The sequence below is a fragment of the Longimonas sp. genome (genome assembly GCF_046498435.1).
Taxonomy (GTDB): domain Bacteria; phylum Bacteroidota; class Rhodothermia; order Rhodothermales; family Salinibacteraceae; genus Longimonas.
Window position 1 is genome coordinate 1 of sequence record NZ_JAWOAR010000158.1, and the last position, 13,067, is coordinate 13,067.

A 13,067-nucleotide genomic window follows, 5' to 3' on the forward strand; every position below is an offset into this window, starting at 1 on the left:
CGAAACGGAGCGGCCTGCCGCTTGCCAGCGCGCTCGGCGTTATCGCGCTCGGTGCGCAACCGGCGGTTCTCAGCGGTGAGCTCGCGCACTCGCTCACGCAGACGGTCGCGTTCGGCTTGCATTGCCTCCAGCTTCGACTGAAGCGCGTCGATCCGCTCCGCCTGCGCACGAACCAAGGCAATAAGCACGTCGATCCGCTCTGCGTCAGACGCGCTTGCGTCAGAGGTCCCCTGGAGCATCTCCAGCGTGGCCTCCCAATCGGTATGGTCGGTATGATCGTTTGAATCTGCCATACCCTACAATAATAACCAGCGAACACAGACGCTAAACACGTACCGGGGAGGAAGGGTAGGATGGAGGGGAAAATACGCATCTGAACCCAACCTTTCAGGGTTGACACGGCACTACGCTCCCAGAGAATGTAGCATGCGCAGCAGTCATTTCATGCCTACTCCAATGCTCCAAAAGCGGCACTTCGATACTTGACATGTAAGAAGTACTTTTGTATTATTGGTTTACATTATGACACCACATAAATATGAAGTCACATTGGTATTATGCGCTTTGCGGCTCAGTTCCTGTTGCTCTGCTGTAGTGTAATTTTACTTCTGGCAGTTACGCCCCTCACCGCCGAAAGTCAGGACGCCTTTAAGACAACATGGTCAATTACGGAGTCTGGGGAATCCATCTTTATTCCAACAGCGCCGGGCACAGCCTACGATTTCACCATTGACTGGGGAGACGGAACGACAGAAACGGTCGACGGCATCAACCCGAACCCAGATCATGTCTATGATCGTGCAGGCACCTATACAGTCAGCATTACAGGTACTTTCCCGCGCATTCACTTCGATGCCAGTCCCGTATATCCGTTTGGCGATGGTGATTCGGCCAATGCTCAAAAGCTGCAGACGGTCGAACAATGGGGAGTTACCGAATGGCTCAGCATGGAAGACGCGTTTGCTGGTGCCGTGTACCTCAGGTCAAACGCAGAAGATGCGCCGGACTTATCGAACGTTTCGTCTATGGACCGCATGTTTGCTGGTGCGGAGTTTTTAAATACGGACCTTGCACACTGGGATGTCTCCAACGTTGAGCACATGTCAGCGCTGTTTGCAAACGCCTCTTTGTTCAACGGCGACATTGAGGCGTGGGACGTCTCGAATGTTGAAGATATGTCGGGCATGTTTATGCACGCCAAATCATTCAACCGAGACATTGGGGGGTGGGATGTTTCCAACGTCACGAACATGCGCGTCATGTTTGCCCATGCCCATGCATTCAATCAGGATATTGGAAACTGGAATGTCTCCAATCTCGAAGATATGTCGGGGATGTTCATGCATGCCAAAACCTTCAACCAGGACCTCAGCAGCTGGGATGTCTCGAAGGTGACAAAGATGACCGCTATGTTTGCTGGCACTGAATCATTTAACCAGGATATTGGAAGCTGGGATGTGTCGGCGGTGCGCAACATGCGCGCGATGTTTGCAGAAGCTGAATCATTTAATCAAGATATTGCAAGCTGGGAAGTCGGCAACGTCAGAAATCTGACGCGAATGTTCAACAGAGCGGAAACGTTCAACTACGATCTGGGCGACTGGAGCACCAGAAACGTAGAAATAATGAGCTTCATGTTTTCTGGAGCGCAGTCTTTCAATCAAGATCCCCGAAACTTGTACGTGCCCAGGGCCGCGATCGCTGAAAAAGTATTTGCTGACGCACTGCTCCTAACGTACAACATTCCGGAGATCACTGAACCTGTCGATGAGCTTGAACAACTGGTAGGTAAAGAACGCGATGCCCAGATCCAGCGCCGCTTTCAAATGCTGTGGTTGTTGAAGAGCGGGAAAGCGAAAAGCCGTAACGCAGCAGCTCGCCACCTGGGGGTAGACAACAACACGATAGCCGACTGGCTTGCTCTCTACGAAGCAGGCGGTCTTCAGAAGATTCAGAAGGTCGGAACGCCGGGCCCGGAGCCGAGGCAAAAGTCGCTTCCATCCGATGTCCTGGAAGCACTCAAAGAGCGCCTCGCTAAGCCCGAAGACGCGAGCAGCTATAAAGACATTCAGCGGTGGCTGGCCGAGGAGCACGACATCCAGTTGGACTATTCGACGCTGCACGGTATTGTGCGCTACGAGATCGGAGCGAAACCGAAGGCTGCTCGACCCAACGATCCAAAAAGACCGACGGAAGCAAATAGACTTTCCGAAGGCTCTTCCCGGCTCCTTTGAGGAGTCGACCACTCGAGACGAGCGCCCGGTGTGCCTGTTTTGTCAGGATGAGTGCTTGGGAGGCATCACTTGCGATCTAACAGCTCCCCGGTTTTTTAACCGAGGACGATCAGCGCAATTCTATCCCGATGACGGCCTGGTCATGGCTGTCAGGATCAACAAAGCGTATGAGCAGCAACCCGCCCAGGCCCAAGTGCTGGTCGCTCAAATCGCCAATGCGATGTTGTGTAGACTGCTGGGTAACGCCGATTCTCGGGTGATTGCCAGCGGATGTCGTGCGCTGCATCTGTTTTCGCGTTCTTGTATGTTACGCACACGTCTACCCGTCATCCCCGACCCGTTTGCCACCTGCTCACACCTATGCATACCATTTCTCGTCGTTTGCGCGCGTCTTTACGTGTGGCCCTATGTGTCGCCGTATTGACTATTGGGCTCATCGGTTCTGCATCCGCCCAAACACCCACCGTTGATGCCGTAGAGCCGCCGAATTGGTGGACGGGCATGCAGTGGAATGAGGTGCAACTGATGCTCTACGGCGACGAACTCGACGAAATATCAGCCCGCGCCCCCGAAGACGGCGTACGAGTAACTGGCGTGCAGACCGTTCCCTCAGACGGCTATGCGTTTGTCACGCTGGCCATTGCCGAGGATGCGCCCGCGCAATCGTACACTCTGGAACTGACCCGCGGCGACACGCAGACCACACTCGACTACCCCATCCGCGAGCGCGCCAACCCGGACGGGCGCTACGCCGGGTTCGATGCCAACGATGTCGTCTATCTCATTACGCCCGACCGCTTTGTCGACAGCGAGTCGGTTCCGTACGAGACGGAGGACACGGTCGACGAGTACGACCCGTCTGATCCGGCTATGCGTCATGGTGGCGACGTGCCCGGCATTACCAACCGGCTCGACTACCTGGCCGACCTGGGCGTCACAACAATCTGGCTGAATCCGGTGCTCGAAAACCGGGGCGTGGATAGCTACCATGGCTACAAAACAACCGACTTCTACCGCATCGATCCCCGGCTGGGTACGAACGAGGATTACCGCACGCTGGTCGAAGAGGCGCACAAACGCGGCCTGAAGGTGATCTTCGACCATGTGAGCAACCACATTGGGCTGCAGCACCCGTGGATGGATGACCTGCCGCGCGAAAGCTGGGTGCATGGCAGCGAAGACGATCATGCCTCCGAAGCCCACTACATGATGGCGCCGACCGATCCGTATGCCGAAGCCGAGGCCACGGAGCTATTGCGCACGTTCTGGTTTGTGGAGACGATGCCCGACCTCAACCAGCATGACCCGCTCCTGGCTACCTACCTCATTCAAAACACGCTGTGGTGGATCGAAACCACCGGCCTCGATGGCATCCGCGAAGATACGTATCCGTATGCGCACCCTGATTTTATGGCGAAGTGGGCGGAGGCCATTCGGACGGAGTACCCCAACTTTAGCATCGTCGGCGAAATCTGGAATCTGAATCCGGCGTTTCTGGCGCTATACCAGGAGGATAGCCCAATGCCACAGGCCTACGATACGAATCTGCCGTCGGTCATGGATTTTGCGCTGTCGCAGGCCATGCGGAATTACCTGAACGGCTCGGGCGCCCTGAGCGATGTCTACGAGGTGCTGGCGCAAGATTTTGTCTATGCCGACCCGATGCAGCTCATGACGTTTGTCGACAACCACGACATGACGCGCGGTATCTTCGAGGCCGACGGCGATACCCAAAAGCTGAAGCAGATGCTCACGTTGCTGCTTACCACCCCGCGCATCCCCCAGATTCTGTACGGCACCGAACTCAACCTGATGGGCGGCAGCAGCCACGTCGAAATCCGCGAGCCCATGCCGGGCGGGTTTCCAGAAGATACGCGGAATGCGTTCACCGAAGACGAGCGCACCGAATCCGAACAAGACATGTTTTCGTTTCTGCGGCACCTGCTGCATCTGCGTCAGGACGAACCGGCCCTGCGCACGGGCACGCTGACGCACTACCAGCCCACCTACGGCAACAACGTGTACCGCTACACCCGCACGCACGAGGGCGACACGCTCATTGTGCTGCTCAACGGACACGACGAATCGCGTGCGGTATCCATTGCCGACCTGGTGGAGGCCCCGGCAGCCGCGCTCCGCCTTACCGATCTGCTTTCCGATGCGCCGGTCTCTATCAGCGATGAGCAGACCGTTCCGGTCGAAGCGCACGGCACACGGGTGCTGCGGGTAGACACAACGGAGTAGCACTGGCACACGTAAACGTTTTGTTGGATGCGGGAGCCGGGCGGGCTGCTGAGCATACGTGAGTTGCACGAAGTTTTTTGCTATCATGCCCTCCAATGCCATGACAACCAACCGCAAAACCGCACTCAACATAGCTCTGTTGGTGCTTCGCATCGGCATCGGCATCTCGTTTGTCTTTGTGTACGGATACGAAAAGATCTTTGCCGGACCTGAAACCTGGACTGATCTTGGCGGCAACATGGCTGTACTCGGCATCACGTTCTGGCCCGTGGCATGCTACGGAGATGCTGACCGTCTTCATTGCGCTGCTGATTACCGGCCCCGGCGCTTACAGCCTCGATACCCTCTTCTTTGGATCGTCCGATCCGTATGCCTGACTCCATTCCTTTCGGCATCGTAGGCGCTGGTCTTAGCGGACTGGTCGCCGCCGCACACCTACGCGAGACCGGACATGCCGTCATGGTGTGGGAGGCGCGCGACCGTGTCGGCGGGCGTACGTGGAGTCCGCCCCTGGGTCCCGATTCGCTGCATCTGGACTTGGGGGCGGCCTGGCACTGGCGCGAGCACACCCGCGTGCAGGCGCTGGCGGAGCAGCTGGGCATTGCGCGCGTGCCGCAGCACGAGCCCGGCATCGCGCTCTATGAACCGCGCGCTGAACAGCCGGTGCAGCGCTTCCCGTGGCCCGAAACGCCCCCGCCCTCATGGCGCCTCGAAGGCGGCACGCAAACACTGGCCCAACACGTGGCCGCGACGCTGCCCGGTGATGCGGTACGGCTCAACCATCGCGTCACGGATGTGCGCCGCACCGATGCAAGCGTGCAGGTACGCGTAGCCGGCCCCGACGGCCCGTCGTCCACAACCGTAGCGCATCTCATCGTTGCCGTGCCACCGCGGCTGGTGGCGCACACCATCGACTTCGATCCCCCGCTCCCCGATTCTCTCGCATCCGCTCAGCGCAAAACGCCTACATGGATGGCGGCTTCGGGCAAGGCTGTGGCTACGTTTGCGGATGCGTTCTGGCGGCAGCAGGGCATTGACGGGCGCGTGGTGAGCCATGCGGGTCCGGTGGCCCACTGGCACGATGCCGTAGCACCCAATGGACGCGCTGCGCTCGCGGGGTTTCTGCATCCCACCGGGGTGCAAACCCTCGCCACCAACGGACGCGAGGCGCTGCACGCGGCCATCCGCACCCAACTCGCGCACTGCTTCGGGGACGATGCGCCCGCTCCCACGGCCATCGCCACGAGCAACTGGCGCACCGACGACGCAACCACGCCGCCCGGTGTCGCGCCCATGCAGGTTGAGCACCCACCCACGCCGCCGCCCGTGCTCACGCAGCCGCAGTGGAACGGACGCCTGCTGTGGGCCAGCGCTGAAACCGCGACCGAGCATCCCGGCTACCTCGACGGCGCCATCGAAGCGGGCGAGCGCGCCGCCGAGCAGGTGTTTGAAGCATCCCCCGAATCCGCTTCAACTCGCTGATCGGGAGTGTCCTCAGGCTGCGGTTTGGACGCAGGAGCGTCCTCTGCCATGGCACCGACGGGGGACCGTCGGTGCCAGGTCCTGTGATTAATTCCCAAAAGTCACAAGCCCCGTCCCTACGGCGCTGGAAACAGGCATTCTACTGCGTCCGACGGTCCCCCGTCGGACGACGAAATGGACGCTCCCGCGTCCGCACAAGGCGCTGCCCCTGCAAGCCTGCGACCGAACGTCATACCGGCGAACCAACTACCGCGACGAGACCGAACGTACGCTGCCAGACCATACCTGAAGGCCCGGCACCTCCTTCCCGTGCAGCGGTTTACCCTGTGCGCTTCCCCTAAACTCAGTTTCCGATCGCATGGCAACGCCCGCGCCCGATACCTCGGATGCTACGCTCTACGGCCACGACGACACGCCCCGTATTGTGGACGTGCAGCCGCTGCTGAACCGTCCCTCGCGCGAGCAGGCCATGGTGCGTCTCTACCGGCGGAGCGAAGATGGCGCGGAGGTGTTCACCGAAGACGCGCTGCTCTATCCGTTCTTCTTTATCTCGGATATTGGGCTGCTGCGCCATCGCCGCGATACCTTTCGGGCCTCGCGCCTGCAGGGCGGCGGGTTTTTCGAGCACGTGGTCGTGTTTTCGTGCTGGCAGGATTACTACGAGGCGATCCGCCACGTCAAGCGCCAGACCGACAGCGATCAGCGGCGGCCCGAGGAGCTCTACCTCATTAGCGATCCGGTGCAGCAGTACCTCACGCAGAGCGGGCGCACCTGCTTCAAGGACATGACGCTCGACGACCTGCACCGCCTGCAGCTCGACATCGAGGTGATTAGCGACGGCTCGTTCCCCAACGCCGAGCGTGCGGGCGACGAAGTGGTGATCGTGGCGCTGACCGACAACCGAGGCTGGTCGGAGGTGCTGCATCAGCGCAGTGGCGTATCGGAGGCCACGCTCTTGCGCGAGCTGGTGCACACGATCAACGAGCGCGATCCAGATGTTTTGGAGGGATACAACGTCTTTGCCTTCGATCTGGCGTATCTGCAGGACCGATGCGACCTGCACAACGTCGAATTCGCCATTGGACGCGATGGGTCGGTGCCCCGCACCTTTGACAGTAGCATGCGGTTTGCTGAGCGCACGGTGGACTTCCCAGCGATGGATATTGCCGGACGCCACGTCATCGACGCGTACTTTCAGGTGATGGCGTTCGACGTCTTCAAGCGCGATCTGCCGGACTACAGCCTGAAGACCGCCGCCCGCTACTTCGGCTTTGCACCGGAGGACCGCACGTACATCGCGGGCGAAGACTTGACCGAGGCATGGCACACCGACCGCGAGCGGCTCCTCGATTACGCCCTTGATGACGTGATTGAGACGGGGCGGCTGGCCCGGCACCTCTCGGGCTCCACGTTCTACCTCACGCAGATGCTGCCCATGACGTACGGACGTGCGGCCCGGCGTGGCCCGGCGGCGAAGATCGAGTCGCTCTTCGTGCGCGAGTACCTGCGTCAGCGCTACGCCCTGCCACAGAGCAACTGGGGCAGCCAGTCCATGGGCGGTTACACCGACATCTTTCGCACGGGCGTGATCGGTCCGGTCGTCTACGCCGATGTGGAGAGTCTGTACCCCTCCATCATGCTGAACTACGACATCCAGCCCACGGGCGATGCGCTCGACCTCTTTCCGCGCCTGCTGGACCGCCTCACCACGCTGCGCCTCGACACCAAATCCGCCATGCGCTCCGCCGAGGACGAGGAGGTGCAGAGCGAGCTGGATGCGCGGCAGTCGTCGTACAAGATCCTGATAAACTGCTTCGACCCCGAAACGGAGATCATGACTGTGGAGGGTCCAAAGAATGTGCGCGACGTGTCGGTTGGCGATCGGGTCTATTCGCTCAACCCCGACACGCTGGAAGCCGAAATCAAGCCCGTGACGCATGTGCACCACCAGTCGATGTACCGGGGCGAGATGATCCGCCTGAATAATCAGCATGTCGACTTTCTGGTGACGCCCAATCACCGCCTCCTTACGAACCGTGTGAATGGCTACCGGGAAACGGGCTACCAGTGGATTGAGGCGGGTGAGTTGACGCAAACGTCGGAGGCGCATCGTCTCCCCCCACGCGCCGCTCGTTGGGATGTCGTTTCTCGTCCGAGCAATGCCGCCCATCTCGTTCCAGCGGATGCACAGCCCGGCAGCCCCTGGATCCCGGATCTCCGCTCCGCTTCGTCCGGGATGACAGACCGGGGGGCGAGGGTTGCTCCGGAACGACTTACACCGCTGCTGACCCACAAGCACCGCAGTCGTATTGACTACGAAGGCTCCATCCACTGCGTCACCGTAGCCGACAATCACACCGTGCTTGCGGGGCGCAACGGCACGTTCAACTGGATTGGGCAGAGCTTCTATGGCATGCTGGGCTTCAGCCTCGCCGCGTTCAACGACTTTGCGGAGGCCGACCGCGTGGCGCGCATCGGGCAAGACCTGGTGCAGCAGATCATCGAGGTGATCCGCGAGCGCGGTGGCACGGTCGTGGAGGTGGATACCGACGGCGTCTTCTTCGTGCCGCCGGAGGATGTGCGCGGGGCGGATACCGAGCGCGATTTCACGATCAGGCTCACCGACGCGATGCCCGAGGGGATTCGCATTGGGTTCGACGGACGCTACAAGAAGATGCTGTCGTACAAGAAGAAGAACTACGCGCTCCTCACCTACGAGGGCGACCTCAAGTTCAAAGGCTCCTCGCTCATCTCGCGCTCGAACGAGCCGTTTGGACGCACCTTCGTGCGGCGCGCCATCCGCCGCCTGCTTGACCACGACATCGAGGGGCTGCATCAGCTTTATCTGGATACGCGGCAGCGCATCATCGACCGCACCTGGGAGCAGGGCGTAGACAGCTTTGCCCGCACCGAAACCCTGAAGACCAGCGTCGAAGAGTACGAAGCGGCGGTGGAAGCGGGTGAGCGCCCGCGTGCCGCGACCTACGAGCTGGCGATTCAGCGGGAAGAGGAAACCGGGCAGCCGGTGCGCGTGGGCGATCGCATCTCGTACTACATCACCGGCGAGTCGGCCAACGTGACGGCGTTCAAGCACTGCGCCCGCGCCGAGCAGTGGGACCCGGACAACGACAAGGCACCCAACGAGAATACCGCGTACTACCTGAAGCGCCTCGACGAATTCGCCCGCAAGTTCACGCCGTTCTTTCGCGAGGAAGACTTCGACCTGGTCTTTTCCCCCGAAGATCTATTTGGCTTCTCGGCCCAGGGCATTGAGCTGGTCACCAAAGTGCACGAGTCCAAAGAAGACAGCGAGACGACGGAGGTGCCGTTTTAGGAGATGCGAGAGCAGCGGTGCTACAGCTAATACCATCTGCGCTGAATCATCATACAGGTGTTTGCAATCGGTGAGCGACGAAACTCGCCTTAATGTCGCCGGGGACGCAAGCGGCCTCCAACTTAACGTGTACATCGAAGTCTCGCACCTGGTATAATTACACCCACGCGACCCAAGATAAAGCAAGACAGCTGTACCAGGCACCAACCCTGGAGGGCTACCGGCATGGCCATGCGCCGTATACCGCCTCCGATCTGTATCCGCTCTCACAGATCGACACAGACGACCCGCGTCCGCATACGCTTGTCGTTGCTCCTACTGGTGCAGGGAAGACCAACTTTCTGCTTGCGCGCTGCCAGAGACGTGTGTTCTACACGCTGCCCTTTACGGCGATGCGTACCGCATCCAGAAACTTCAACACCGTCCGAAGTCTGTGCTGCTGGATGCGCTAAACATCAATTCAGCCGTGTGCATCCTCCGGTCTGAAGTCGAGGCCTACGCAAAGGCACGCTGGGCCGAGCGTCAACCCATGCACATTCCCGTGCCCCCCTTTAATCGCACCGTTGAGGTATAGTACCATCCCCGCGCGGTGGGACGCTGTTGCAGCGCCTCGTGTCCTAATCAACGATGGCCGGGGCCGCATGCGTCGTTGGTGCATGGAGGGCGCAGTTCTGGCAGGTCAAACGCCGCAGGAGACGGCAAATAGTGCCGCGAAACACAAAAGCGCATCGACCCCGATACAAGCCGGAGTCGATGCGCATGGGAGTTGAGCGCTATACGTTGGGGCTGCTATGCCGCGACAGGCGTGCGGTGTTCGATCTGCGTGCCGAGTACCTCCAGGAACGCCGCCAGCCACTTCGGATGGGCGGGCCACGCCGGCGCCGTCACGAGCTGGCCGTCGACCGTTACCTCATCGGCAGCGATGTCGGTATACACGCCGCCCGCACGCTCGACCTCGGGCTGACAGGCGGGGTAGGCCGCGCACTGCTTGCCGTCGATCACATCCGCAGCAGCCAGCACCTGCGCGCCGTGGCAGACCGCTGCAATGGGCTTGTCGGACTCGTCGAAGTGGCGCACCATAGCGAGCACATTCTCATTCAGACGGATGTACTCCGGCGCACGTCCGCCCGGAATCACCAGTGCGTCGTAATCGGCCGGGTCGACCTCGTCAAACGTCGCATTCAGCACGAAGTTATGGCCGGGCTTTTCGGTGTACGTCTGGTCGCCCTCAAAGTCGTGGATGGCCGTTTTCACTGCGTCACCTTCGGATTTGTCGGGGCACACCGCATGCACCGTGTGGCCCACCATTTGTAGCGCTTGAAACGGGACCATCATCTCGTAGTCCTCCACGAAATCGCCCGCGAGCATGAGGATCTTTGCACCTTTCATAAGCATCACCTTGTGTTAAGGAAAAGAGAATCGGTATGGGGGATGCTTGACGAAGCGTCGGCGGTCAAAGATCCGGATGCAGCGCACTACTGCTGTGTCACACGTCATTCTGTGGGTTAAACCAAGATGGATACGCGTGCTGTGCCGTCCCGAAAAGTTCCTGCTAAACACCAAGGAGATGGTTCGACTGCGCTCACCATGACAGGCTTCGTTGGGGGGATGATGCCCGGGCAACCATCAAAATGAGGGTTGACAAAGCACTACTGCTGTGTCAAGGATAATTTTTCGGGTTGTGTGATAGTATGGAATCCCTCCCCCTAAATCCCCCTCCTCCGAGGGGGACTTGGGAAGGAGCCCCTCACAGTTCCTTCCTCCCCGGGGAGGACAGGTAGGATGGAGGGGAAAATACGCATCTGAACCCAACCTTTCAGGGTTGACACAGCACTACTCGTCAGTCGGCGCTACGGGGAACGCAAACCGGAGGACCGAGCCTCCTGCATCCGCCTGTTCGACCCAGAGTTGGGCGTCGTGCTGATCGAGCAGGGCATGTAGGGTGAGTTGCATCATAGTGGTGCCCCATGGAACCGTCGCGTCTTTCCACTGCTTCACACGCGCCTCGGTGACGGTCTGTCCGTCGGCGGCGCACAGGTCGAGCAACGCCACCGAATCGGAGCGCTGTACGCAGATGGTGAGCGCCGAGCAGCGCGTGGCGTGCACGAACCGGTCGCTCACGAATGCAAGGCCCTGCTTGAGCATCGCCGGGTCCAGGTGCACGGTGAGCGCGCTGGGGGCTTCGGTGGTGGATACGGGTACATCGGTGGTTTCCTGCACCGCGGTCTGCGTCCACGTGAGCAGCGCCGCGCTGCCCATCGGCTCCAGGGCGCGGCGCGTGCGGTACATGGCGGTGTAGGCGGTGCTGGCCTCGTCGATCAGTTCCGTGAGGCGGATGCCCTGGCTTGCGATTACATCTGTAAACTGCGCGGCAGCATCTGCGCCCATCTGCGGATACTGCTGCATAGTTTCAACCGCAGCGCGGATGCTGGCCAGCGGCGTCCGAATGGCCTCAATAAGGCGCCGCAACAGGTCGTGACTCGTGTCCAGGTGCGGCGCAGGCGGCTCCGCGCTGTGGACCAGCCAGTGCGGCCTGCCTTCGGGCGCAATGCGCGTGGCCTGCATGCGACGCGGTGCATCACCCAGTTTCATTATGACCGTGGGAGCCTCGGTCGAGGCCGCCTCTCGCAGCTGCTGCCAGGCGTCGGCATCGATCCACTGCGTGAGCGGCGCGCCGTGGAGCCGCTCCTGGACGGCGTCCGCGTCGCGAACATCGGGCATCAGCACCCGCGCGGCTTCGTCGTTCCAGGCTTGCACAGTGGCGTTGGGGGTACACACCAGCGCCGGACCCGTCATGGTGTTCAGCAAAGCATGCTGCCAGGGCGTCATAGCGGCGAATCCAACCAGATTAGAGACAAAAGAAGAGAGTTTTACAGATACCGCACTACAGAAAACAAAAGCACATCGTGTAGTAGGTAGAAGATTAGTGATCAGTGAAGGCTCCATCCGCAAGTTATCCTGCCCCCTGACGACTGTCGGGGAGAAGAATCTCAACGCCGGCCTCGTGCGCTCGGCATCGCGCCCCGCACCGGAGCACCGTATCTCGCATCCCCAAAGCAGATGCTCCGCCCGCGTAACCTGAGATGCTTCACTCCGTTCAGCATGACGATAGCGGCTACCCAGGACCATCCCGTATGCATGGCATCACGTAACGTCTGCCCACCTCTTGATGTAGGCTGTCGGCGACTATTCATCGGGCAAGTAGCTGCGGGCGGTTTCGACCACATCGGCCACCGCGAAGGGCTTGGTGATGTAGGCATCGGCGCCCATAGCATAGCCTTTCTCGATATCCACCTCGCGCCCTTTCACCGTAAGCATGATGATGGCGATGTCGTTCCCCTCGGGCCGCTCCCGAATCGCGCGGCACAGGTCGTAGCCGTTGCGCGAGGGCAGCATCACATCGAGCAGAATGAGGTCGGGGCGCTGTGCTGCAATAGCCGGCATCACCGCCGCACCATCCGACACAATCTGCACCGAGCAGCCTTCCTGCTCCATCAGAAACTTGAGCGGCGTTACGATGCTCGGCTCGTCTTCTACAATAAGCACATGAGGCATAGCGCACAGGTCGTTAGGAAACAGAGGCTTCAGGGTCTGTAGCCGATACCTCTGTTTGGGAATATTTCTGATGCAATAACAAATTTTAACGGGCCGATAGAAAAGGCAAAACAAGCCAGAAAAGCAATAACACTGAACAACAAAAAGATACTGCCGGTAGCACCTATAAAGAAAAAATAACCGGTGGCTGCCAGGGAGATTGTTGCTCCCGCTGTACC

The 13,067-nt window shown here is 60.0% G+C and carries 10 protein-coding genes and 1 pseudogene; 6 read left to right on the plus strand and 5 right to left on the minus strand.

What is annotated here, in order from left to right:
* Positions 1 to 293 (minus strand): annotated as a pseudogene (locus tag R6U20_RS05860) (hypothetical protein); the annotation flags it as partial.
* 264 nt (positions 294 to 557) lie between these two features.
* On the opposite strand from R6U20_RS05860, the gene R6U20_RS05865 reads away from it, so the two are divergent.
* The 6 genes from R6U20_RS05865 to R6U20_RS05890 all read left to right on the plus strand — a co-directional run bounded on the left by R6U20_RS05865 (position 558) and on the right by R6U20_RS05890 (position 9,746).
* Complete coding sequence (locus R6U20_RS05865) at positions 558 to 2,234, plus strand: BspA family leucine-rich repeat surface protein (RefSeq protein WP_410336931.1); 1,677 nt, start codon at positions 558 to 560, stop codon at positions 2,232 to 2,234.
* 360 nt (positions 2,235 to 2,594) lie between these two features.
* Complete coding sequence (locus tag R6U20_RS05870; protein ID WP_410336932.1) at positions 2,595 to 4,478, plus strand: alpha-amylase family glycosyl hydrolase; 1,884 nt, start codon at positions 2,595 to 2,597, stop codon at positions 4,476 to 4,478.
* Positions 4,479 to 4,578: 100 nt separating this feature from the next.
* A complete protein-coding gene (locus R6U20_RS05875) occupies positions 4,579 to 4,878 on the plus strand; it encodes a hypothetical protein (RefSeq protein WP_410336933.1) in 300 nt (99 codons plus the stop codon).
* On the plus strand, positions 4,848 to 5,960 hold the full coding sequence (locus tag R6U20_RS05880; protein ID WP_410336934.1) for a flavin monoamine oxidase family protein: 1,113 nt from the start codon (positions 4,848 to 4,850) through the stop codon (positions 5,958 to 5,960). The genes R6U20_RS05875 and R6U20_RS05880 overlap by 31 nt, the downstream gene beginning before the upstream one ends.
* 358 nt (positions 5,961 to 6,318) lie before the next feature.
* Positions 6,319 to 9,294 (plus strand): DNA polymerase domain-containing protein, encoded by a 2,976-nt coding sequence (locus tag R6U20_RS05885; RefSeq protein WP_410336935.1) that lies wholly within the window; start codon positions 6,319 to 6,321, stop codon positions 9,292 to 9,294.
* 92 nt (positions 9,295 to 9,386) lie between these two features.
* On the plus strand, positions 9,387 to 9,746 hold the full coding sequence (locus R6U20_RS05890) for a hypothetical protein (protein ID WP_410336936.1): 360 nt from the start codon (positions 9,387 to 9,389) through the stop codon (positions 9,744 to 9,746).
* A 337-nt stretch (positions 9,747 to 10,083) separates the two neighbouring features.
* Here R6U20_RS05890 and R6U20_RS05895 read toward each other — a convergent pair whose 3' ends face one another.
* The 4 genes from R6U20_RS05895 to R6U20_RS05910 all read right to left on the minus strand — a co-directional run.
* The gene (locus tag R6U20_RS05895; RefSeq protein ID WP_410336937.1) at positions 10,084 to 10,683 is read right to left on the minus strand and encodes a DJ-1/PfpI family protein; all 600 of its coding nucleotides are present in this window, start codon (positions 10,681 to 10,683) and stop codon (positions 10,084 to 10,086) included.
* Between the two features lie 444 nt (positions 10,684 to 11,127).
* Positions 11,128 to 12,123, minus strand: a complete 996-nt coding sequence (locus R6U20_RS05900; protein WP_410336938.1) for a hypothetical protein — start codon at positions 12,121 to 12,123, stop codon at positions 11,128 to 11,130.
* A 357-nt stretch (positions 12,124 to 12,480) separates the two neighbouring features.
* Positions 12,481 to 12,849: a response regulator transcription factor gene (locus R6U20_RS05905; protein WP_410336939.1), complete on the minus strand. Its 369-nt coding sequence runs from the start codon at positions 12,847 to 12,849 to the stop codon at positions 12,481 to 12,483.
* Between the two features lie 29 nt (positions 12,850 to 12,878).
* Positions 12,879 to 13,067 (minus strand): MFS transporter (locus R6U20_RS05910; RefSeq protein WP_410336940.1); only part of this gene is annotated, 189 nt, incomplete at its 5' end.

What these genes read in the sequence shown, in the direction of transcription:
- R6U20_RS05865 (WP_410336931.1), top strand. Translation starts at nt 558, where the DNA reads ATGCGCTTTGCGGCTCAGTTCCTGTTGCTCTGCTGTAGTGTAATTTTA.
- R6U20_RS05870 (WP_410336932.1), top strand. Translation starts at nt 2,595, where the DNA reads ATGCATACCATTTCTCGTCGTTTGCGCGCGTCTTTACGTGTGGCCCTA.
- R6U20_RS05875 (WP_410336933.1), top strand. Translation starts at nt 4,579, where the DNA reads ATGACAACCAACCGCAAAACCGCACTCAACATAGCTCTGTTGGTGCTT.
- R6U20_RS05880 (WP_410336934.1), top strand. Translation starts at nt 4,848, where the DNA reads ATGCCTGACTCCATTCCTTTCGGCATCGTAGGCGCTGGTCTTAGCGGA.
- R6U20_RS05885 (WP_410336935.1), top strand. Translation starts at nt 6,319, where the DNA reads ATGGCAACGCCCGCGCCCGATACCTCGGATGCTACGCTCTACGGCCAC.
- R6U20_RS05890 (WP_410336936.1), top strand. Translation starts at nt 9,387, where the DNA reads ATGTCGCCGGGGACGCAAGCGGCCTCCAACTTAACGTGTACATCGAAG.
- R6U20_RS05895 (WP_410336937.1), bottom strand. Translation starts at nt 10,683, where the DNA reads ATGAAAGGTGCAAAGATCCTCATGCTCGCGGGCGATTTCGTGGAGGAC.
- R6U20_RS05900 (WP_410336938.1), bottom strand. Translation starts at nt 12,123, where the DNA reads ATGACGCCCTGGCAGCATGCTTTGCTGAACACCATGACGGGTCCGGCG.
- R6U20_RS05905 (WP_410336939.1), bottom strand. Translation starts at nt 12,849, where the DNA reads ATGCCTCATGTGCTTATTGTAGAAGACGAGCCGAGCATCGTAACGCCG.